The 21,475-nt window shown below is 38.1% G+C and carries 18 protein-coding genes; 2 read left to right on the top strand and 16 right to left on the bottom strand.

Features of this window, described 5'->3' with window-relative positions; translation table 11 throughout:
* Window positions 1–53 precede the first annotated feature (53 nt).
* The 16 genes from CUN59_RS09015 to CUN59_RS08940 all read right to left on the bottom strand — a co-directional run bounded on the left by CUN59_RS09015 (window position 54) and on the right by CUN59_RS08940 (window position 17,328).
* Window positions 54–1,109 carry a glycosyltransferase gene (locus tag CUN59_RS09015; protein WP_104387533.1) on the bottom strand — a complete coding sequence of 352 codons (1,056 nt, stop codon included), beginning with the start codon at window positions 1,107–1,109 and terminating at the stop codon, window positions 54–56.
* A gap of 394 nt (window positions 1,110–1,503) precedes the next feature.
* The gene (locus CUN59_RS09010) at window positions 1,504–1,785 is read right to left on the bottom strand and encodes a glycosyltransferase family 2 protein (RefSeq protein WP_104387532.1); all 282 of its coding nucleotides are present in this window, start codon (window positions 1,783–1,785) and stop codon (window positions 1,504–1,506) included.
* Between the two features lie 217 nt (window positions 1,786–2,002).
* Window positions 2,003–3,784, bottom strand: coding sequence for an ABC transporter ATP-binding protein (locus CUN59_RS09005; protein ID WP_104387531.1), 1,782 nt, complete (start codon window positions 3,782–3,784; stop codon window positions 2,003–2,005).
* A gap of 247 nt (window positions 3,785–4,031) precedes the next feature.
* Window positions 4,032–5,015, bottom strand: coding sequence for a glycosyltransferase family 8 protein (locus tag CUN59_RS09000; RefSeq protein ID WP_104387530.1), 984 nt, complete (start codon window positions 5,013–5,015; stop codon window positions 4,032–4,034).
* Window positions 5,016–5,117: 102 nt separating this feature from the next.
* Window positions 5,118–6,941 carry a glycosyltransferase gene (locus CUN59_RS08995; RefSeq protein WP_104387529.1) on the bottom strand — a complete coding sequence of 608 codons (1,824 nt, stop codon included), beginning with the start codon at window positions 6,939–6,941 and terminating at the stop codon, window positions 5,118–5,120.
* 115 nt (window positions 6,942–7,056) lie between these two features.
* Window positions 7,057–7,947 carry a glycosyltransferase family 2 protein gene (locus CUN59_RS08990; RefSeq protein WP_104387528.1) on the bottom strand — a complete coding sequence of 297 codons (891 nt, stop codon included), beginning with the start codon at window positions 7,945–7,947 and terminating at the stop codon, window positions 7,057–7,059.
* Between the two features lie 390 nt (window positions 7,948–8,337).
* Window positions 8,338–10,254 (bottom strand): N,N-dimethylformamidase beta subunit family domain-containing protein, encoded by a 1,917-nt coding sequence (locus CUN59_RS08980; protein ID WP_104387526.1) that lies wholly within the window; start codon window positions 10,252–10,254, stop codon window positions 8,338–8,340.
* A complete protein-coding gene (locus CUN59_RS21970; RefSeq protein ID WP_243406904.1) occupies window positions 10,251–10,373 on the bottom strand; it encodes a DegT/DnrJ/EryC1/StrS family aminotransferase in 123 nt (40 codons plus the stop codon). Before CUN59_RS21970 ends, CUN59_RS08980 begins: the two co-directional genes overlap by 4 nt.
* Window positions 10,355–11,551 (bottom strand): DegT/DnrJ/EryC1/StrS family aminotransferase, encoded by a 1,197-nt coding sequence (locus tag CUN59_RS08975; RefSeq protein ID WP_104387525.1) that lies wholly within the window; start codon window positions 11,549–11,551, stop codon window positions 10,355–10,357. Before CUN59_RS08975 ends, CUN59_RS21970 begins: the two co-directional genes overlap by 19 nt.
* A 55-nt stretch (window positions 11,552–11,606) precedes the next feature.
* Complete coding sequence (rfbC, locus tag CUN59_RS08970; RefSeq protein WP_243406903.1) at window positions 11,607–12,173, bottom strand: dTDP-4-dehydrorhamnose 3,5-epimerase; 567 nt, start codon at window positions 12,171–12,173, stop codon at window positions 11,607–11,609.
* 116 nt (window positions 12,174–12,289) lie between these two features.
* Entirely contained in the window at window positions 12,290–13,009 is a 720-nt protein-coding gene (locus CUN59_RS08965) for an acetyltransferase (protein ID WP_207765391.1), read from the bottom strand.
* Window positions 13,002–13,976, bottom strand: a complete 975-nt coding sequence (locus CUN59_RS08960; RefSeq protein WP_104387524.1) for an SDR family NAD(P)-dependent oxidoreductase — start codon at window positions 13,974–13,976, stop codon at window positions 13,002–13,004. The genes CUN59_RS08965 and CUN59_RS08960 overlap by 8 nt, the downstream gene beginning before the upstream one ends.
* Complete coding sequence (locus CUN59_RS22305; RefSeq protein ID WP_104387523.1) at window positions 13,966–14,349, bottom strand: DapH/DapD/GlmU-related protein; 384 nt, start codon at window positions 14,347–14,349, stop codon at window positions 13,966–13,968. Before CUN59_RS22305 ends, CUN59_RS08960 begins: the two co-directional genes overlap by 11 nt.
* Window positions 14,334–15,443 (bottom strand): DegT/DnrJ/EryC1/StrS family aminotransferase, encoded by a 1,110-nt coding sequence (locus tag CUN59_RS08950; protein WP_104387522.1) that lies wholly within the window; start codon window positions 15,441–15,443, stop codon window positions 14,334–14,336. Before CUN59_RS08950 ends, CUN59_RS22305 begins: the two co-directional genes overlap by 16 nt.
* Window positions 15,440–16,528: a Gfo/Idh/MocA family protein gene (locus CUN59_RS08945; protein WP_104387521.1), complete on the bottom strand. Its 1,089-nt coding sequence runs from the start codon at window positions 16,526–16,528 to the stop codon at window positions 15,440–15,442. The genes CUN59_RS08950 and CUN59_RS08945 overlap by 4 nt, the downstream gene beginning before the upstream one ends.
* 284 nt (window positions 16,529–16,812) lie before the next feature.
* Window positions 16,813–17,328, bottom strand: a complete 516-nt coding sequence (locus tag CUN59_RS08940; protein ID WP_104387520.1) for an acyltransferase — start codon at window positions 17,326–17,328, stop codon at window positions 16,813–16,815.
* A 458-nt stretch (window positions 17,329–17,786) separates the two neighbouring features.
* Here CUN59_RS08940 and CUN59_RS08935 point away from each other — a divergent pair, with 458 nt between their 5' ends.
* Window positions 17,787–19,982, top strand: coding sequence for a GumC family protein (locus tag CUN59_RS08935; RefSeq protein WP_104387519.1), 2,196 nt, complete (start codon window positions 17,787–17,789; stop codon window positions 19,980–19,982).
* Window positions 19,983–20,135: 153 nt separating this feature from the next.
* The gene (locus CUN59_RS08930) at window positions 20,136–20,972 is read left to right on the top strand and encodes a WecB/TagA/CpsF family glycosyltransferase (protein WP_104387518.1); all 837 of its coding nucleotides are present in this window, start codon (window positions 20,136–20,138) and stop codon (window positions 20,970–20,972) included.
* Window positions 20,973–21,475 lie beyond the last annotated feature (503 nt).

Raw genomic sequence — 21,475 nt, 5'->3', positions numbered from 1 at the left:
TTATTGAACTAAGTTGTTTCCCTGTTCCCTGTTCCCTGAATTCTTACAGTTTTTTAGGCAATTAGCACCCGAATTTTAGTCACAGTCCAATCAACTAACTTAGGACGATATTGAGGCGCAAACAACCATGTCATAGCAGGTTCAGCTAGAGGTAATGGCATCAATCCCACCCAGATAAACCAGAGGGTGTAGAAAATTCGCTTTTGCCAGTTAAAGTCTGAGTATTTCCAGAGGCAGCGAATTCCGTAGTAAATTAAATGAAGTGGGCGATCGCTCGGAACTGGATGCTTTTGAGGATCTAGGCGTAAAGAAATAATCCGCGACCATAAACGTCCGAGTGAGCGTTGTTCTAAATCAGCAGGAACTTCATAGCCTAATGCTTTGGCTTTCTGAGTTAAGAGGGCAAAGTTTTGTAAGTCATGGCGCACAAAGCGTTGAAATCGAGCAGCGGTGACAGTTGCCAATGCCCACTGATTTGTATCATGAATTCTGTAAGCACCTAATGGTTCTTCTATTGCTGCTACATCACCATAAAAAGGAACTTGAAAAGATAAATAGTCATCTGCGGTGAGTTTATATTCATCAGGAATGGGAAAAAGCTTTTCCAGAACCTGCCGATTTAGGGCATTACCACTAGTTGGAGTGCTAACATATCCACCCTTATCTAGGAGGACTTTCGACACATCTCCAGTAGAAAGAGGGGCAGATCCTTGGGGACAAGAGTAGCCAAGAGATTTGCCAATCTTATCAACAACTGTTAAACGATAGTGGACTTTAGAAAGTTCTGGTTTCCAAACAGAAACGATTTGTGCAACGGCATGAGGAAATAAATAATCATCTGCATCTAGAAAAATAATAATATCACCCTGACTTTTGGCAAAACCGCTATTAAAAGCCGCAGCTTGTTTGCCATTGGGTTGGAAAATAGGAATTATGCGATCGCCATATCCAGCAATAATATCACGGGAATTATCAGTTGAACCATCATCAACAACAATAATTTCAGTATAAGGATAGGTTTGGTTAATGGCACTATTGATTGCTTCTGGCAGAAAGCGATCGTAATTGTAGTTGTTGATGAGAATGCTAACAAATAGTTGATGCTGCATATTATTAATTTGCTAATAGTTTGCTAAATCAATTTAGCAATTGCTGGCGGTAAAAATAATTTCATTAAGCGATGAATTCCCCCTAAACTAAATCTTTTAGATAATGGATAATATTGACTCAAATAAATATCTAGAGCTTGCTTCTTTTTACCAAAATTAATTAACTGTATGATTGCAGTAGATGCTTCTTTCTTAAGCTCATAGTCTTTAGCCCAAGATAGATCATCTGGAAAATCCGTATTGAGAATTATATGGAAAGATTGTGCAGTTGAATTAGTATTTTTAGAAATTGAATCCTTAGTAATTCGATACTTAGCAGTATATTGGTCTAAGAAAAAGAAATTCGAGTATTCAAAGCCAAGCCGTAAACCAAAATCAAAATCTACTGCATTTCCTATTTCTTCATAAGAACTATTTTATCTCCTTTTGCTATCTCATATATAAAGTTGATATTTCCTGCTTGACCTAGAGAAGGAGAATGTCTAGTATAAGAAATAGGAATTTTACATTCCTTCTTAATATCTAAAACTAGGTTTTCAGTTGTGTTATCATAAGAGTCGTCACCTATGACGATCTCGATTGGTTGGAGAGTTTGTTCAAATACTGAATACAAAGCTTCTTGGAGAAACTTAGGTCTTTGATATGTTGGAATACATACAGATATGGATGATTTCATGGACTTTTCTAATGAAAACGGATATGTAACGATTATGCAAAATATTTACAATTTTTATGCTATTGTCATGAGCAAATCTCTAACGTTTTGATTAGCTACTCCCTAGAAACATATAGGTAATCGGTAGTTGAACGCATGATTAAAAAGTGAAGCCTGTTCAGGAGCAAGTAATAGCAGTGTAACAATTTTTGACTTACATGAAAAATGACATCATTCCTTATATTCCTGGAATCACTTCCTGGTAACTGCCTGATTTAAGAATTCGACCCTGCTCAAGTTGGTAAATACTATTGCAATGCTCAATTGTTGAAAGGCGATGAGCAATAATAATGATCGTCTTACTACCGGCTAAAGTTTTTGTCGCTTCAGTAATTAGATGTTCTGTTTCAGTATCTAAAGCAGCAGTTGCTTCATCAAAAACCAGTATTTCTCTTTCGTGATAAAGCACCCGCGCAATCCCAACTCTTTGGCGTTGTCCTCCCGATAAGAGAACTCCCCGTTCACCAATAATAGTTTTTATCCCTTGTGGAAGTTGTTCTACTACTTCGCTGAGTTGAGCCATTTCAATCGCTTTCTTTAATCTATTTTGGTCAATTAAATGATCAGATACCCCAAATGCAATATTCCGTTCAAGGGTATCGTCAATCAAAAATATAGATTGGGGAACATAGCCAAGCATATTCTGCCAGGCGCGTAAATCGCTATAAACTGAAACCCCATCAACTTTGATATCTCCAAATTGAGGGATAAAAAGACCCAACAGAACATCAACCAAAGTGGTTTTACCAGAGCCTGATTTACCAATTAGTCCAATAGATTCTCCCTTACGAATAGATAGGGAAACATTTTCTAGAACATTTCTTGTAGTGTTTGGATATTGAAATGTGAGTTTCTCTAAAGTAATTTTATCAGAAAACTGAAATTTTTGTTGGTTGTTGCTTGGCAATAAGCTGTGAGAATCAAAGTCGGTTATTAGCTTTTCTGTTTCCAACTTTTTAAGATCAAAGAATAGCCAATCAAGAGAATAAGTGTTACTTCTAATTGTATTAATACCAGTAATTAAATTTGCAATTGCCGGCATCAGACGAACTAATGCAAGTGCAAAAATCCCTAAAATTCCGGTAAGATTTTGCATTTCATTTCGATTTAAGGTGATAAATAAAACTGTAAAACCAATCAAGAAGGTCAGAATTAATGGTTCAAGCACAAACCGAGGAAGATTGCCATAGGCTGAAGCTAAAGTATTAGCTAAGGTATAAATTTTTGACTGCTTCTCCATCTGATTTTCAAAATAGGATTCGCAACCAATTATACGAGTTTCTTTCAATCCTCCTAGTCCATGATTTGTAATGCGAATCATCTCGCCATAAGAATAAAATTTCTCTTTGCTCCAACGAGATAAACGATCTTTCATTGGATGTAACAACATAAAAGAAATGAGTAGTAACAGAGCAATAAGAATTAAAGCAATAGCATTAGTTTTGATTAAAAGTATCGTTAATGCTAGAACAATTACAGTATTAGAGATCAATGTCAGAAATGTAGACACTATACTACTACAAACTACATCTGTTGTGTCAGTGAGGTTCTGAATAAGTCTTGCTGAATTAATCTGCAAATGATAGGTATAAGGAGCGTGCATATAAGCTGTCAATAGTTTGCAAGACAGGTTTCTTTTTAAGCCAGAGCTAAAGTTAAACACTGCTTTTTGAGCATTAAAAGCTAAAAATGCTTTCATATAAAAAGCAATAACAAGCAGGAATCCTAAAAAAATCAAAAATTGCTGTTGAGAGTTAAAGTTCATCTGGTGATAAATTAAATCCAACCAGTAAATATTTTTAATCGAATCTGGGGTGATAGCGATTGTAATGAATGGAGCAATCATTCCTGTTCCAACAACTTCTAAGCTAGAAACAAGGATGAAGAGAAAAAACATCGCTATAAGCGAGTTGTGATTTCCTTTTGTAATATATAAAAGTCTGGAAAGAAAATTATTCATGGGTGTTTAATCTCAGATGAAGAGAAATATCTAAAATATGGATATAGCTTTTGGAATTCATGAATCAACTTCAACCAGCATTGTCTCCAGAAGAACTGTGACAGCAAGTGGCATAGCATAATTATCATCAGTTGCACAAACTAGGATAATTGGTTCATTGTTTGTTAATTTCATAAAATTGCTTCCTTGGCTACTAAATTTTTAAACAAAATGTAGATTACCGACAATTGATATAACATGAAATAAATTACTTAAAAAAGGGAAAAATATCACCTTGGTTAGTAATTTTGGACATGAGATTTTCAAATTTATGTATCAATTTCAGCTTTAACCTTCTCCAAATAGTCAGCCTCCAACCAGACCATGCTGTCATATCCAAATAATGAAAGAAATAATCTTTAAGTGGAGTATGGCGAGATGTCCAAGGTTTTTTCTCTCTTATATAATGAATAATATACGGTTCGCTAATTAGAAGATTGTAAACTTCTTCTGAAAATGAACTATCTGCCCACGATGGATAGATATCGGTTATATAAGGCGAAAAATTCCATCTCAGATCAAGTTCTCCCCATTGATTTGCAAACAAGGCATTTAAAACATCCTGATCATGTAGTCGTATATATTCTTGGTTGTTATTAAGATAATCTATGGCTTTAATTGTCATTTTGTTATCTCGCCATTTTTTGAGATTGATAACTAAAACACCTGAATTGAAATATTTAGCATCTGGAGAAATTCCTAGCTCTTTATAATTTAGTAACCCCCAAGGAGATGATACATATGGTATTGTCAGAGTTTGGACTGCTAGTATATAGTTATCTGCCAAATCATTTGCCCATAATTCCTCTAAATTTCCTCTAACTACTAAATCACAATCTAGATAAATTGCTTTGTCAAATTGTTTGGGTAGAAGCTCGGCAATCATTAATCTATAGAATGCAGCACCAGATACAGATAACCAGTGTTTTTTTTCAAGGTTATCAAACTCCATCAGGTCAAGCCAAGAATCAGGTTTTGGTATGAATTTAATTTCACAATTGTCTATACTTATTGATTGTAAAATCTTCTGTTTATTGTGGTTTTTAATACCACCGTCTATGATAAATAAGAGAATTTTACGTTGACTCTTAAGATTTACAAGAGCAGAACGAACTGTGACAGCAAGTGGCATGGCATAATTATCATCAGATGCACAAACTACAATAATTGGTTCATTATCTGTTGATAACATAAGATCGCTTCCTTAGTTACTAGATTTTTAACAAACTGCTTAATTTTAGATTGGATTTACGAAGAGATAGTAGTAAATTGCATCCCACTTATTGTTAATATCCTAAATTTTTGAGATATTTCTAATGAGAGTAATTGCAAAATATTGTATTTTGGATTTCAATTTTTTCTTTAATCTAACTATAAACTTATTTCTAAAAGGATAAGGATTCAACATATATGCTATTTCAGAAATAACAGGTAAATTTGTGAACCAATTAAGATGAATAGCTGTTGCTTGCTTCATTAATACTTCGTTATTTCTATCATTAATATTTTTTGTCTGGTTGAATGAGTAAGCCTGTAAAGTCAAATATTTTGTCAACAGTTCTGCTAAAGCTAACTGTTGGCATGAATTCAGTATAATACAAAGATTTTCAACCCATTTATTGAAACTAATACTGGGTAATTGATGAATAGTATAGCGATACCTTAGTTGCTCATTTTGCTGGAAAGGAGGTATATCTCCTCCATGTTTCAAGAAATCAATAACCCAGCGAGTGTGATCAAGTTCAGGATGACTAAGACAGGGAAATTGGTTACTATGCTTCACAGCCTCATCAAATTTACCTAAACAAAGAAGCGAAATAATGCAATAAGCCCACTCTACTGGATCGGGGTCAAAGGCATTGTACTGTTCAAGAGTGTACTGAATTGGTTGTACAATCCAGTCGAGTGCTGTTTTCGCATTTCCTTGATACAGGTTACATAGTGCAAGTCTGAATTTTGTCTCAGGCACCGAGTTCATATCTAAGCTTTTTAGATATAAAGCTTCTGCTTCGTCGTATTTACCTGCCCAAAGTTTTTCATCTCCTTGTCGGAGAAGCACAATATCTAATCCATTACAGATAATATGAGAACTTCTAATTCCTGATGATTTTTCTACTACAATAAGGGGCTCAAAAGGGTTAGTTTGAACAATATTTTGATTTGGTTTGAGATTCTTATATAGGTTAAACCATTGGAAAATTTGATCTCGCTGTTTCAATGTGTGGTGAGAGTGAACTAATTGATAACCAGCATTGGTAATTCTTTCAATTTCATCTATGTGTTGAAACAGATAATATAACTTTTCTAAGATATCATGTTCATCAGCAAAAACACAATTTTCCATATCAATGAAGCCAGCAGCTTCAAGACTTGGAGATTTTTCTGTAATTAAACAGGATTTAGAAGCTGGAATTTCAAAATGCTTACGAACAATTTCCTTGACCACAGTACCACAACTTGGAACGATCCAAGAAGCATTTATCGTACGAGCATATTGCTCCCCATATATTACTTGCCATGCGGTAGATCCAGAACTGAAACTATTATGTGGACAAATGAGTGTGGGGTAATATTCAAAAATGAGGTTGTGGATTTTTTGCCGCCAAGGATATAATCCCGATTTTCCACCAGTTAAAAGAACTGGTATTATTTTAGATTCTCCATAATCTCGATATATATCAGCATCTACAAAATTTGGCCAAACAAACAAGTTGTCAGCTATTTCCGGTATACGTTCGGCCGCAGTAGTGCAGATAGAGAAGATAGTTTCTATACCCCAATGCTCCATATCGGAAAGAAAGCCAGCGCGAGCTTCACACCATGCATCTGCATTATGAAAGCCTAATTTGGGAATTTCTGGACAGGCTTGAATATTTGTTATTTTCAATTTTTGACAAGTTTTTTGTTCAATACCACTTAACATTTCAAACAGTGTTAAGTCTGGCTGGTACTTATCACATATTTCCTGATAGTCACAATTCTTCTGAATCACAATTACTTCAAAAAACTCTGATAAGCACTTAACATGATGTTGTCTGAAAATATGCATAAATTCAGGTAATTTCTCACCAAATCTATATTGAAAAAATGCAAGTTTTGGCTTAGTAATCTGTTTCATATAATTATTTATATTATCCTTTGGTAATTTTTGAATTCTATCTTCATGAGATTTTAGACTAATAAAGTATTACTAATGGACAAACAAGATAAAATTGCTCCTCCATTGCTAATGACTAAAAGTGGGTTGCATAGCTATCCCATGAATTTTGGACAAATTGCCGAACCTTGCGATAAATAGCTTTAAAACGAAAAGGCCACCATAAAAGAGATAGAACTCGATAAGATCGGGCAAAATTTTTATTACCAGCCAATTGATACAGATTTGCAATGTTTCGGTAATGGTGAGCCACAATAGGCGGACCTAGCTGCTTGACAATTTCAAAAAAGTGCTTATTAAATACTTGCCTATAACCTTCAGCCTCACGCACCATATCTTGAGAGATGGTGTCATCGCCGCGACAATCATAGATAAATGTAGGCTCTGCTACAAAACTAAAAGGATAATATTTTGATAATCGAATAGTAGTATCCCAATCTTGATGAGAAATAATTTGTTCATCCAAATAATCAATTTTCTCAAGTGCTTCTTTGGCAATTAAAAACCCTGAGAATAACAGTCCAGGATTTGTCAATAGATCACGGTAGACGTAACCACTTAATGATGGAGATCCATAATTAGTCATGCTTTCATCTTTTTTTATAGCTATGCATTTGGAATGTACAACTTTCACTCCTTCATTTCGAGCAGTTGATATTCGTACTTCCAGACTATTTGGAGTGAAATAGTCATCCGAATCTAAAAAAGCAATCCATTCTCCTTGGGCAGCCTTAATGCCTGTGTTTCGAGCAGCCTGAGCGCCTCGATTAGTCTCATGAGATAAGTAACGAATTCTGCATTCTTTTTTAGAAAGGGAAGCAACGACTGATTCTGTGTCATCTTTAGAACCATCATCAACAACAAGAATCTCAAAGTCTTGATGGGTTTGTTCTAGGATACTTCGTATCGCTCTCTCAATTACGTAACCGCGCTTGTAAGCAGGAATGACAACAGATATAAGAGACATAATTGGATACAAATAAAAAGGATATTTTTGAGTATGCAACTCTTAAGATAAGGTAAAAAATCACTACGAATCATCGTGAATGCCAGGTGCGATCCTTGATAACGTCTTCTTTGTAAGGAAAAGCAGCCGACGACCAGATCCAACGGACTTTCTCAGGAGGTAGCCCAAAGAACCTGCTGAGTTCGTCAACAACCCCTTCGTGCGGGTCGGTAAAGCGATCGCCAGTGAGACAGTGTTGCCAGATATTAAGGAGTTGCTGATAGGTACGTTGTTTTGTGCAGCTTGTAACAATGTCCATATGTACGCCTCCTGTATCCCATAAGTAAGTTTTCTACTTAATTAATTTTTTGTGGTTTCAGTCCAATTTTCAGAACTTTTCACTGTTATAAATCAGCTTAAAACAATCCCAACAGATGGGGTTTGAGGTTTTGCTCCCATGTCAGCGAACACATTAACTGCTATCTGCTGCGCCCTGGAATCAACACGAGGATTCGTAACTTGTGGGCTATTTAAGCCAAAAATCCACAGTTTTTTCATCCTTCCCAGCCAATTTTTTATCCTTCTAAACCAACTAACACTTTCCACAAGAGGACTCACAACCCAGTCGCTATCAAGACCCCATACCCACTGAATTGAGCCAGTTGAAAAGACTTTGGCACCACTTGCTGCTGTGTAACGTACTGCATTGGAGATATTGGGGTTTGTTCCAGGTGGAAGTGGTGGCAATATGCTGTTAGATCGGACTGGTGATTGGGACAGAACAACGAGTCCAGGAGGGGTGAAACCATTACTTAAAAGTGCATCCCACTCATAACCCACCAAACCCCTGAGCTTGTCTCCATTCTTGAGTCCAGTATTGGCATAGTAAGGATCGGCAGCATTGCTAACCACAAAGTCATACCCACGATAAATATTACCGTGATCTAATACATACCCAACTCCCAGTAAGGCATTCTCTGGTTGATTGACTTCAGGGCTACGGAACAGCGTGGTTGCGGCTAAAGGGTTTGTTTGAGCAATGGGGTCAATTGACGCAGCGGTGCCGATCCCAGAAATATCCTTATAAATAGTCATCACTCGATTAGCTTGTCCGCTACTGGAAGGGTCAAAACAGACTTGCCAGTACGCAGTGTTTGCCGAGAAAAAAGCCAAGTTAATGCCATTGTCTCTGGCTTGTTCGACATTATTGCGCTCATCCAGTGACCAGTATTCATCGTGGCCGACGGAGAGGAAGATATTATAAGAATACAATTGCAAAGGATTGGTACTTGCATCTAGATTTGTGTAATAAGAGACATCATAGCCCTGGGATTCCAGCCAGCGCGTCATGTTGTACTCCCATGTCAGCATATTATTACAGTTGTACCCATCAGTGTTTGTCAGCCCTAAATTAGCCGCAGCATAGGGACGGTCAAAGGACACCTGGTAAGCTCGTTTACCTCCAATACTAGTAGCGTCGTATACGCTGTAACCGCCATAATTGTTATAGGCTTGAGCCGTTGCCACGGCATCCTGGAAGCCCAGATCAGCTGGACGATTATCATCTCGCAGTACGAACTGGATGTAGTTTTGTTTGCCTGTTCCGCTGTCAGTCAGCTTCACCAGATAGAGACCTGTAGTCCAATCCGTGCCAGTTTGCAGGGTATAAGAGGTATTCCATTTGCACTCGACCAGATTGGTACTGGCATTTGTTATGCTTGGATCGGCTTGAGTCACTCCATTGAGATCCGTCACACTAGTGATCAATCTACCTCCCTTGCCGCCGTAGTATCCCAAGCGATACACATCGAGTCTGTACTGTCCTGCCTGAGCCAGGGAGATTTTTAGGTTTAAGGCTTGTCCTTTGTTGATACTGGTTGCATCCCCATAGCCAGCAATCTCATCGTTTGTAGCCAGATTTGTAATTTTCCAAGCAGTCGTTCCAGCCTTTTGATTTTCCAGAACGATCGCATTTTGAGCCGCAACAGTCACCCCTGAACTGGTAACATATTTACCGCTGTTCAATGCATCTATGTAGCTTGCCAACACCCGCACCTGTTGTCTGAGTAAAGAATTAGTTAATGTCAGTGATTGCGCTGTTTCTCCAACAATATCAATCCAATTACCGTTTACTGATTGTTGCCATTGGTAATTAATGGTTACTCCTGTTAAACTCAAGCCATCATTGTCGAAAATACCTGCTGTCAAATAGTGTCCAACTGTAGCACTACCCCTGAGAAAAACAAGATAAGAACCTTCTTCTTGTTGATGATTGAGTAAATTAACAGTTGAGTCATAGGACTTGTGTTCGGGTTGTAGAGATATCATTTATTATCGGTGATGCTCATACTGTGTTGTCGCCAGAGACGAAATTGCCTGTCCCAGTCAGGGTTTTTGGTGGTAAGTATTCCACTGTCATACGTGGTGATTACCTTGCCGGGGTGAATGGAAGAGTCGGCGATATCTTCATGTGGCTTGCTGATTTTTTGCCCTTGTCCGTCTCAGAGAATTTTAATGCAGATCGAAGCGATTTGACTACAAGTTCTTGTTCAGCTTCAGTCAGTCCGACAAACATTGGCAGAAGCAGTGTGCGATTACAGGCCGCTTCGCTTTCTGGTAAAAATAGATTAGGTTGCTGACGACGATAGATTCCCTGAAGATGACAAGCAATTACACGTCTTGTTGCAACTAAATCTTTCGCCATTTTACTCATAACGAAAAGCTGGGAATGATTGGAGCGGAGTCGAACCGTAAACGACTGAAAAACGTGTCGGTATTCCGCAGGCTCATAAGGTAGCTCAATCTTGTCTTCTTCTGCCAGTAGCTCGGCGTACCGACTCGCCAGCCTTCTCCGCTCTGCGACGAACTCTTCGACCCGATCCATCTGAACAATACCAATGGCTGCCGCAATGTCTGTCATTTTATAGTTGTAACCAAGTTCTGGGTACTGTTCTAGTACAACATTGCTGCTTGTGTGCCGTGAAAGCATGGAAGCTGAAGCCGAATGTGCACGCATCGCGCGAAGTCGCATGGCAGCATCATCGTCGTTTGTTGTGATGATTCCCCCTTCTCCGGTTGTCAGAATCTTGCGAGCGTCAAAACTAAACACAGTAAAGTCACTAATACTGCCCACAAATCTGTCTTTCACTTTTGCACCAAGCGAGGGAGCAGCGTCCTCAACAACGACAAGTTTGTGCTTGTAAGCAATTCGCTTGATTTCATCAAGGTCTGCGGCTAGACCCACCTGGCTCACTGGCAGGATTGCGGTAGTTTGTGGCGTTATGGCAGCTTCGATTAAACAAGGATTAATGTTGTAAGTTCGCGGATCAATATCTACGAATACTGGTGTTGCCCCTGCGTAAACAATTGCATTAGCTGTAGCGATAAAGGAATAGGAAGGACATATAACCTCATCGCCTGCCTTGACCCCAGCAGCCACAAGAGCCAGATGAATACCTGTTGTTGCACTGCTTACGGCGATTGCATGACGAGATCCGACATAATTGGCTACTAGCTGCTCAAATTTCTCAGTGCGTTTACCTTGAGCGATCCATCCTGATTGAATAACCTCCGATGCGGCATTAGCCTCAGCAACTCCTATACTTAACCGACTAATTGGAATCATTTTTCAAATACTCCTTTGATTAGCGTACAACATCTATCGAGATTCAGTTAAGAGATTAAGAGAAGACTGGAATTTCCTGGTAAGTCCGCAGACTGCTACCTAAGTTGCGATCGCGCTGCGACAGGATCGGGTTTTCAATCGGCCAAGGTACTCCCACCTCTGGATCGTCCCAAGCAAGTGTCCTCTCGGCATCGGCAACATGGCAATGACTACATTTGTACTGTACTTCAGCTATATCTGAGAGAACACAGAAGCCATGGGCAAATTGAGGTGGAATTAAAAACTGGCATTTTTCCGCAGCCGTAAGTTCAATTCCGTACCATTTGCCAAAAGTCGGAGATGAAACTCGAAGATCGACAATTACGTCCCATATCTTGCCAACGGTACAACGTACGAGCCGCCACTGTGGAGCCAGAGAGTCTTGAAAGTGGAAGCCACGCAGAACGCCCTTAGAAGACCTTGAATGATTATCTTGAACGAAGTTAATCTCTATTCCGTGTTCGCTAAATTGCTGATAGGAATAGCTCTCGAAGAAGAAACCGCGTTCATCTTGGAAGAAATCTGGCTTGATAATCAATGGACCTTCGATCTCAATTTTTGAGACGTTTATTTTCATCGGCATGGAACTGGTTCCTTTATTTTTCTATCAGAATTGACTAGACATCTCCAGAAATTAGGTTTTCACCTAGACAGATTAAGGGTTTGAGACTCTTTTTTGGAGATGTCTACTGAAACTGATTACGAAAGAGTATGGGCTGGATTTCCAACCACTGTTATTGAAGGGGGTACGTCTCGAATGACGTTTGAAGCCAAGCCGATAAGTGCGCGATCACCAACTTTAATACTGTTCATTACACTCGTACCGCTGCCAATGTAACAATTGCGTCCAATGGTAGTATTCCCCGCGATCATCACGTTAGACCCAATCAGCGACCAATCACCTACAACTGCATCATGATGAACAACCGTATTAGGAAGTACGCAGACATGATCGCCGATAATGGCATTGCTCGTGATCACAACTCCAGCCATAATTAGTACATTAATTCCAACTGTAGCTAGGGGCGATATCTGAGCTAAAGGGTGTACTACCTGGGCAAAACGGGCAACTGGTACACCGAGAGAAGCTATAACACGTTCCCGTTCCCGAAACGACATCGGTCCACCAGGCACGGCTAACACTTGTACATCTGGAAAACGATCCAAGACCTCACGCCCAAAAACAGTGATCCCGAAGCGATCAGAGTTCACCTTATCAGGTTCATCATCAATGAACCCCAATGGATAGAACTTAGAACCAAGACAGTCCAAGGCTTCAATGCCATTGCCATTACACGGAAAAATTAGCAAGGGGCGAGATATTATTCGTGCTGTCGCTTCTGATTCACCAATCCCAGGTTTAGCAATGGGGATATTTTTCATGTTCATGGTTTGCGCCACGCTATCGCTATCAGGCATGGCTCGTTTCCTTTGTCAGCTTTTGTTTCTGCCACCAAGTAACCAAGCGAGATAACCCTTCTTCTAGAGATACCTGTGCTTCAAAATTCAATAACTGCTTGGCTTTGCTCACATCTGCCAGTCGGCGCTGCACGGGGTTAACTTTACGTTCTGGTTTATATTCTGGTTGGAGATCAGAACCCATCACTTTCAGTAAACTATGGGCTAAATCATTTAAGCTAGTTTCTATACCACTAGCGATATTGAAAACCTGATCTGTGATATCAGCTTTAGCAGCCAAGATGTTAGCCCTAGCGATGTCTTCAATATAGACAAAATCCATTGTTTGCTCACCATTACCAAAAATTAGTGGTGGCTGTCCGGCAATAATTCGCTCCATCCAGCGAATTAATACCTCAGTATAAACACCGTAAATATCCATGCGGGGTCCATAAACATTGAAGTAGCGTAATCCTAGATAATTCAGTCCATACATTTCATAGAAGCTACGGAATAAACCCTCATTAAAGGTTTTCGCAGCACCGTAGAGAGTGCGGTTATTGTAGGGATGGTGAGATTCAGTTGTGGGAAAATTCTCTGCCATGCCATATATTGAAGCTGATGAGGCGGCAACTATCTTTTTCACACGAGCTTTGACTGCTGCTTCGAGAACATTAAAAGTACCATCTGCAAGAACTTCCAATGCTAGACGGGGTTCTTCAGCACATTGGGTAATCCGAATAGCAGCTTGATGAAAGACTATATCCACACCTTGCATGATATCAGTAAGCAGTTGGCGATCGCGGATATCTCCGTCAACAATCACTAACGGACCATTGGCTTGTGTCGAAGCTAAGTTATCACGACATCCCCGTGTAAAATTATCGAGGACAATAATTTCTGATACCCCCTCTTTCACCAGTAAATCAGCAATATGAGAACCAACTAAACCTGCACCACCTGTGATTAAAATTCGTTTATTTTGCATTGTTTGTATTCTCCAATGGCTTATATCCTTCTCGCCAGCGTAAGAACTGAGCAGGAACACCAGCGACAATGGCAAAGGGTGGTACATCCTTGGTGACAACTGCTCCAGCACCAACAACACTACCTTTACCAATTGTGACTCCAGGCAGAATCACCGCATTCATGCCGATATCCGCTCCTGTTTCCACTTTTACCGCTTTGATTTCCAAGTCTGTTTTAATGATGGGAATATCAATATACAATTCCATTAAATCCTGATGGCTATATTGATGGCGGAAAGACGCTGCCATTTCTAGTTCAAATTGTGGATCTGATTTTAAGTCTTTAGAGCCATGTACAGCTTGCACTATTCTATTTTTTAGCAGTTCAGACATAGTATGCTCTCACATAGGTTGAGACTAACAGTTTGTATTTGCTCTGGAGTTAGTTCTGCATACATAGGCAGTGAAAGCACTTCTTGTGCTGCTAGTTCCGAATGAGGAAAATCACCTACTTGATATCCTAAATCTGCGTAAGCTGGTTGCAAATGCACAGGAATAGGGTAGTGAATTCCTGTTTGAATTCCTTGCTCATGTAACCTCTGTTGTAGTACATCCCGTGACCTTGAACGCACTGCATAGATATGGTAAACATGATAGCTGTAGGGCATGACTGTAGGAGTGATCACATCTGCCTTTGCTAGTAGTTTGTCGTACTGTGCGGCGTGATTTCTCCTAGCTTCAGTCCAATCATCTAAATGGCGTAATTTAACCCGCAAAATTGCCCCTTGTAACCCATCCATGCGGTAGTTATAACCCTTGAGGACATGGTGATATTTGCGTTCTTGTCCCCAGTCACGCAGCATATCTATGGTGTGGGCATATTTGGTGTTATTGGTGACTACCATCCCTCCCTCACCGTAAGCCCCTAAATTCTTGCCTGGATAAAAGCTGAAACACCCTAAATCTCCAATACTGCCAACTCTTTGTCCCTTATACTCAGCCCTGTGTGCCTGGGCGGCATCCTCAATGACAGTTAGACCATAACGCCGAGCAATCTCTAAAATGGGATCCATGTCTGCGGGCTGACCGTACAAATGCACCGGCAAAATTGCTTTAGTGCGTTCCGTAATGGCTGCTTCAATTTTGGTGACATCTATAGTCAAAGAAACAGGGTCAATATCTACGAAAACAGCCTTAGCTCCGGTATAGTCAATGGCGGCTACGGTAGCGACAAAGGTGAAAGGTGTAGTAATTACTTCATCACCAGGAGCAATACCAGCAGCTAGTAGGGCTAAATGTAAAGCGCTAGTACCTGTATTTACAGCAATGCCATAATCTGCGCCGCAGTAGTGAGCAAATTCCCGTTCTAGGGCTGCTACCTCATTTCCTAAGATAAATTGTGTACTCCCCAAGACTTGAGAGATAGCGGGCTGGATTTCCTCTTTAATACTCAAATACTGTGATTTCAGGTCTATAAATGGAATCATACTGCCACCTCTGCTGAGTCCAGTTCAATTAATCGTCCTTGTTGTTTAATAGATTGGGTAGCAGCTTCGAGAATTTTCACTACCCGTAATCCCGCTTCTCCATCTGTGATGGGGTGATTCCCTTGGCGAATACAATCAATAAAATGTAATGCTTCATTTTGTAAAGCTTCCGTCATATCCAACTTGGGAGACCACATATCACCGGTGCGATAACCCACCAGCATTTGGTAAACATTCTCAGGACTGTCATTGACAGTAATTCCCTTGTCGTACACTTTAATCTTTTCACTCGGTTCTAAATCGTCATAACAGACCATTTTTTGACTACCACCCAGTATTGTCCGCCGTATTTTTACTGGTGCGAGCCAATTGACATGAATATGAGCAATTAAGTTATTCTCAAAAAATAAGGTTAAGTAGGCAATGTTTTCTGGTTCGCTAGAAATGTGACTCATGCCTGTAGCAGACACCGCATAAGGCTTTGACGGCAATACATAATCCATAATGGAGAGGTCATGAACTGCCAAATCCCAGATTACATTCACATCATGCTGGAATAATCCTAAGTTGACACGCACGGAATCATAATAATAGATATCACCGATGACCTTTGTCGCTACCAGTTCCTGGATTTTTCGCACTGCACCTGTATACACAAAGGTGTGATCTACCATCAATACTAAATTACGCTTTTGAGCCTCATCTATTAGTCTGATTGCCTGGTGGGAGGAAACAGTCATCGGTTTTTCTACTAATACGTGTTTCCCGGCTTGTAAAGCTGCTAGGGCTAAATCGTAATGAGTAGAAACAGGTGTAGCAATGGCGATCGCATCAATCTTTGGATCTGCAAGTAGGTCTTGACTATTTGTTGTTAGCTGGATGGCTGGGTATCGAGATTGCACCTTTGCCAATCTATCTAGTTTAAAATCACTAACGGCTATTACTTCTGCCCCTGGTAAATCCGCAAAACTGCGAACTAAATTCGGACCCCAGTAACCATAGCCGATAACACCAATTTTGATTGTATTAATTGCCTGACTTTGCTGATTACTGGGGGTATTGTAAATATTTGGATCACCAGCCATTCGGGAGTGAACATGAGTATTTGTCATGGGATCTCCACTGTATAAAAAGTAAGTGTTACAAAAATTGATTTATCAAGAATAAACAGGATTACAAAGTAGCTTAATAACAATTTTTAGAGATTATTAAAAGCAATATTGTTAACAATTTCCTAGTAAAATTTCAGAGAATTTTTAACCTGAAATATTTTGTAAATTAACATTGTTTCATAGTTTATTGTAGACAAGTTGGTAAAATTTATGTACGCGCTCAGTTTAGTAAATATATTGTTTTAAAACCTGAAATATTACCTGATTGAGCTTAACAAGTTACTATGGTTAAGTTCGCCCACATTAGGAACATTACTAATTATCTTAGCTGGTACTCCCACAACAATTTTATAATCGGGAATATCATGAGTTACAACCGCTCCAGCCCCAATTATAGCATTTTCACCAATTGTGACTCCTGGCAAGATTGTGGCATTACTACCAATAGAAGCACAACGTTTTACATAAGTCTTAATTACCGACCAATCAGTTTCATTTTTTAAGCTACTATCTTCATTAGTGGCACGAGGGTAAAGGTCATTGGTAAACATAACCCCGTGACCAATAAATACTTCATCTTCGATGATCACACCCTCACAAATGAAGCTGTGTGATGAAACTTTGCACCTAGCTCCAACTATGACATTTTTCTGAATTTCTACAAAGCTACCAATCTTGGTTTCATCGCCAATTTGACAACCGTAAAGGTTGACAAGCTGAGGATGAAAAATTATTACATTTTGACCTAATCTAACATTATCATCTATAGCCATTATTGTCTACCGTTAATTATGAAAATCCATGATAAATCAGAAAAATCTACTTTTCTAAACTTGAGTAGATATATCTGATATTCAATCTCTCACTTTTAGCGCGAAATTCTGCTCATCGAATGATGTATGTGGATTTATGAATACTGGATTGAAATCAATTAAATGATAGTTCAATATAAAAGTCAATACCTGATTTACCATTTTCTGTGAACTTTACACAGTCTTTGCAGGTTGTTAATATAAACAGTTACATTATAAATATTCTAACAAGATTTAACTTATCTATTGACAAATTTCTCAATAATATATTTAGCAAAATGAAAGCCGATAGAGATTTTGCCAACTTGTCCACTACAACTCATAAAACCGTGCTACCTTACAAATTACTTGGCTCTAAATTCCTATATTTAATTGAAATATCAAGTTGAAAATCCATTATAAAATATATAAGGTTTGAGATGATAAACAATCCCTATCCTCTCCAGAATTTGTCTGAAATAAATACACACCAGCGTCAATCTACTCCTTACATTTATACAGTTCAGCCTGAAGAAAGTAATGAAGGTGGATTAAATTTAGGCGAATTATGGGCAGTGATTCGGCGGAGAATAATTCTCATTATTATGGGAACAACTACTGTTGCTTGTGCCGGTGTAGGACTAGCTTTGAATAGTCCTCCTATTTATGTTGCTAAATTTGAACTTTTAACCGAACCCGTAACTGCTGAAGATAAAGTAGTGCGAGATGATAGATCTAAGGCAGATGATAACAAAATTGATGATACTAAATTAAAGATTTTACAAAGTCCTAAATTGATGTCTCCTCTGACTAAAAAAGTGCAGATGTATTATCCAGGTAGTGGTGAACCTCAACTGAATATTAAACTTTTACCAAATACTCAAATTTTAGAAGTTAGTTATCAAGATCGCAATCCTGAAAAAGTTTTGTTTGTATTAAATCAAGTCTCTGAATTATACTTACAATATAGTTTAGATAAGCGGCAAACAGAAACTAATTTAGGAATTAAGTTTGTAGAAAAACAACTACCACAACTACTACAACAAGTAGAAATTCTGCAATCAAGGTTACAAATTTTTCGGCAGAGATATGGGATTATTAATGCTGAGCTTCAAGGACAACAATTAGCTAATCAACTTGATCAAATTATCCAAAAACGGATGGATAATGAAATCCAATTAGCCAGAACTCAAACAATTTATACAAGTTTGCAAAAACAATTACAACTGGAAGCTGATCAAGCGGAAGCTATTTCTGCTTTGAGTGAGTCTCCTGATTATCAAAAACTATTGAGTCAGTTACAAGATATAGAAGCGACAATTGCTATAAAATCCTCTCAATATACGGAAAATAGTCCAAATATTCGAAATTTGCTAGTTCAAAAATATAATTTATTAGATTTAGTAGAAAAACAAAAATTACAGATTTTGGGGATAAATTTGTCAAATTCAACTATGAATTCTTTATATTCAGCCGCCCCAAATTCGGCTCGTCTGCGAGAAATTCAAAAGTTTCTGGAGGCAAGTAAACAAATTGAAGTATTAAAAACCCAAATCCAAGCTTTAAATCAAGCGGAAATTTTTTTAGAGAAACAGGTTAAATTGTTTCCTGGTTTGATCCGACAAAAGGATGATTTAGAAAGACAATTAAAAATTGCTGTTGATAATCTCAATAACTTTTTAAGTGAACGGGAAAGATTACGTATAGATTCGGCTCAAAAGCAGATACCTTGGCAGATCCTTAGTCCTCCTAGTCAACCGGAAAATATGGCACCGAGTCCGATACGCAATTTAATTTTAGGAACGGTTTTGGGGTTATTATTAAGTACAGGCTTGGCATTGGTTATAGACAAGTTCAACAATGTATTTTATAATCTTGAGGAAGTTAAATATAAAACTAAGCTACCCATATTAGGAAATATTCCAGATATTAAGTTTGGCAAAAATAGTAAACCTGCTCAAAAATCTGAGCTATCCAAATTTTGGGAATCTTTTCGCTCGGTTTATACAAATATTGCTTTTCTTCATAGTGATAATGAGGTTCATTCTCTAGCAATTATTTCACCAACTTCTGGAGATGGTAAATCAACAATTGCTTTTTATTTAGCTCAGACAGCAGCAGCGATGGGTAAACGGGTATTATTGGTAGATGGAAATCTGCGTAATCCTCATATTCATAAAATGTTGAATTTACCCAATACAGTAGGATTTAGTAATTTGATTGCTGAAGGGTTAAATTTGGAGAATGTTATTTACAATAATAGTAAAAATGACGATACAAAAAATAATGATATAGAAAAAAATGTTTCCCAGTATATAGGACTATTTTCTCTAGAAAATAACTTGTCTATTTTAACAACTGGTCCAATTCCTCCCAATCCTACAATTTTACTTTCATCTCCTCAGATGCAAGATATAACAGCACAATTTAAACGAAATTTTGACCTAATTATATATGACACATCATCTTTATTAGAGTTTGCAGATACCAGTCTATTAATGAGATATATAGATGCAAGTATTTTGGCGATCAGAGTAGGTAAAACTAACCGTTCTGTTTTAGCGAAAGTATTAGAGCAGCTAAATTTTTATTCTACTCCCATTTTGGGTACAGTCTCTGTTGATATGAAAGGATAAATGTAAGAATTCAGGAGTCAGTATTAAGAATACTTATTGTGTCCATAAATTATAAATTGATCACAAAAGTGGGGGATCTTATTGCCTCACATGAATTGTTATACATAATTGATTATTTTTGCATACTTTTTCAACACAACCATATCAAAAATTATGCTAACTCTAACTAAAGAAAGTCCAGCATTAAGTTCATTGCCTAACTTTGAACCTGCAAAAATTGAGATCATTGGTTCTCCTGTAACGGCTTTACCTTTTGAAGTACAAATAAATATCATTTTAGAATGGGCTATGAGCAAGGTGAGTAAGGTTATTTGTGTAGCTAATACTCATATGTTGGTAGAGTCTTATTGGCATCCTGAATTTGCTGCTGTTTTAAAGAATGCAGATATTGTGACTCCTGATGGAATGCCGTTAGTTTGGATGTTAAAATTAATGGGTGTCGGTACTCAAAATCGTGTTGCGGGGATGGATATTCTGTTATCTTTGTGTAAATTAGCTCCACTCAGAAATATTCCTCTTTTTTTCTTAGGTGCTGATGAAGTAACTTTAGATAAAATGCGAAACAATTCAGAGTCTGTCTTTCCCAATTTGAAAATTGCCGGGATGGAGTCTTTACCATTTCGTCCTCTTACATCTATAGAAGATGAATCTATTATCAAAAAGATTCATGATAGTGGTGCAGGAATTGTTTTAGTGGCTTTAGGATGTCCTAAACAAGAGTTATGGATGAACCAACATAAAGGCAAAATTCAAGCTGTAATGATTGGTTTAGGAGGAGCATTTCCTGTGTTTGCTGGGAGTCATAAAAGAGCACCCTATTGGATACGTCATATAGGAGGAGAGTGGTTATATCGTCTGATGCAAGAACCATTCAGATTGTTTAGTAGATATAGTAAAACTATCCCGGCTTTTATTTGGTTAGCTTGTAAGCAATTGCTCAGTTTGAATCTGATGAGGAGTTTAAATTTTAATAAGGTTGGTGTTGAATAAAAGTATGAATTAATCTGTATTTTTTGTTGGGTTGCGCTGTGGCTTAACCCAACCTACATCTTAAAGTCTGGTAAATTGAATTTGTAACTCTGGCAGGCAGGGGAAACGCATCTAAATTATATTGACAAAATACTATGTTAGTACATTAAGATGGAAAAATATCTAATTTCATTTAAAATCGGATTAATTCCTTTATTAATATCCTAAAAATTTAATAAATTTATAGGACTTACGCACGAAGGGTATTACCCCTACTTTCGTGATGTTTTGCGTAAGTCCTGATTTAGAGTAATTATTTATTTTCGATAGTGGATTTATTTTGTGCAGTTCTATATATTAATATCTGTATTTTTTGACATCCTATCGCATCAATCGTTACTAAACCTTCATAGGCTAGGCTTCGACTGGGGCGAATATTTGCCTTAATTCAAATTCGTTACCTTTATCGAGTAATAAGCATTTCAATTAAGAAAATGTAGGATATAAGTAGGTTAGCGTTAAAA

This window comes from Cuspidothrix issatschenkoi CHARLIE-1 (assembly GCF_002934005.1).
Classification (GTDB): Bacteria; Cyanobacteriota; Cyanobacteriia; order Cyanobacteriales; family Nostocaceae; genus Cuspidothrix; species Cuspidothrix issatschenkoi.
The sequence above is the reverse complement of the archived record's forward strand: the minus strand, read 5'-3'. Positions and strand labels throughout refer to the sequence as shown.

Excerpts from the sequence above, each read along its gene's own strand:
- CUN59_RS08965 (WP_207765391.1), bottom strand. The coding sequence starts at position 13,009 with ATGCCTGATAGCGATAGCGTGGCGCAAACCATGAACATGAAAAATATC.
- CUN59_RS08930 (WP_104387518.1), top strand. The coding sequence starts at position 20,136 with ATGCTAACTCTAACTAAAGAAAGTCCAGCATTAAGTTCATTGCCTAAC.
- CUN59_RS09015 (WP_104387533.1), bottom strand. The coding sequence starts at position 1,109 with ATGCAGCATCAACTATTTGTTAGCATTCTCATCAACAACTACAATTAC.
- CUN59_RS08995 (WP_104387529.1), bottom strand. The coding sequence starts at position 6,941 with ATGAAACAGATTACTAAGCCAAAACTTGCATTTTTTCAATATAGATTT.
- CUN59_RS08935 (WP_104387519.1), top strand. The coding sequence starts at position 17,787 with ATGATAAACAATCCCTATCCTCTCCAGAATTTGTCTGAAATAAATACA.
- CUN59_RS08975 (WP_104387525.1), bottom strand. The coding sequence starts at position 11,551 with ATGATTCCAATTAGTCGGTTAAGTATAGGAGTTGCTGAGGCTAATGCC.
- CUN59_RS09005 (WP_104387531.1), bottom strand. The coding sequence starts at position 3,784 with ATGAATAATTTTCTTTCCAGACTTTTATATATTACAAAAGGAAATCAC.
- CUN59_RS09000 (WP_104387530.1), bottom strand. The coding sequence starts at position 5,015 with ATGTTATCAACAGATAATGAACCAATTATTGTAGTTTGTGCATCTGAT.
- rfbC (WP_243406903.1), bottom strand. The coding sequence starts at position 12,173 with ATGCCGATGAAAATAAACGTCTCAAAAATTGAGATCGAAGGTCCATTG.
- CUN59_RS09010 (WP_104387532.1), bottom strand. The coding sequence starts at position 1,785 with ATGAAATCATCCATATCTGTATGTATTCCAACATATCAAAGACCTAAG.
- CUN59_RS08960 (WP_104387524.1), bottom strand. The coding sequence starts at position 13,976 with ATGCAAAATAAACGAATTTTAATCACAGGTGGTGCAGGTTTAGTTGGT.
- CUN59_RS08940 (WP_104387520.1), bottom strand. The coding sequence starts at position 17,328 with ATGGCTATAGATGATAATGTTAGATTAGGTCAAAATGTAATAATTTTT.
- CUN59_RS08980 (WP_104387526.1), bottom strand. The coding sequence starts at position 10,254 with ATGATATCTCTACAACCCGAACACAAGTCCTATGACTCAACTGTTAAT.
- CUN59_RS22305 (WP_104387523.1), bottom strand. The coding sequence starts at position 14,349 with ATGTCTGAACTGCTAAAAAATAGAATAGTGCAAGCTGTACATGGCTCT.
- CUN59_RS08945 (WP_104387521.1), bottom strand. The coding sequence starts at position 16,528 with ATGGCTGGTGATCCAAATATTTACAATACCCCCAGTAATCAGCAAAGT.
- CUN59_RS08950 (WP_104387522.1), bottom strand. The coding sequence starts at position 15,443 with ATGATTCCATTTATAGACCTGAAATCACAGTATTTGAGTATTAAAGAG.
- CUN59_RS08990 (WP_104387528.1), bottom strand. The coding sequence starts at position 7,947 with ATGTCTCTTATATCTGTTGTCATTCCTGCTTACAAGCGCGGTTACGTA.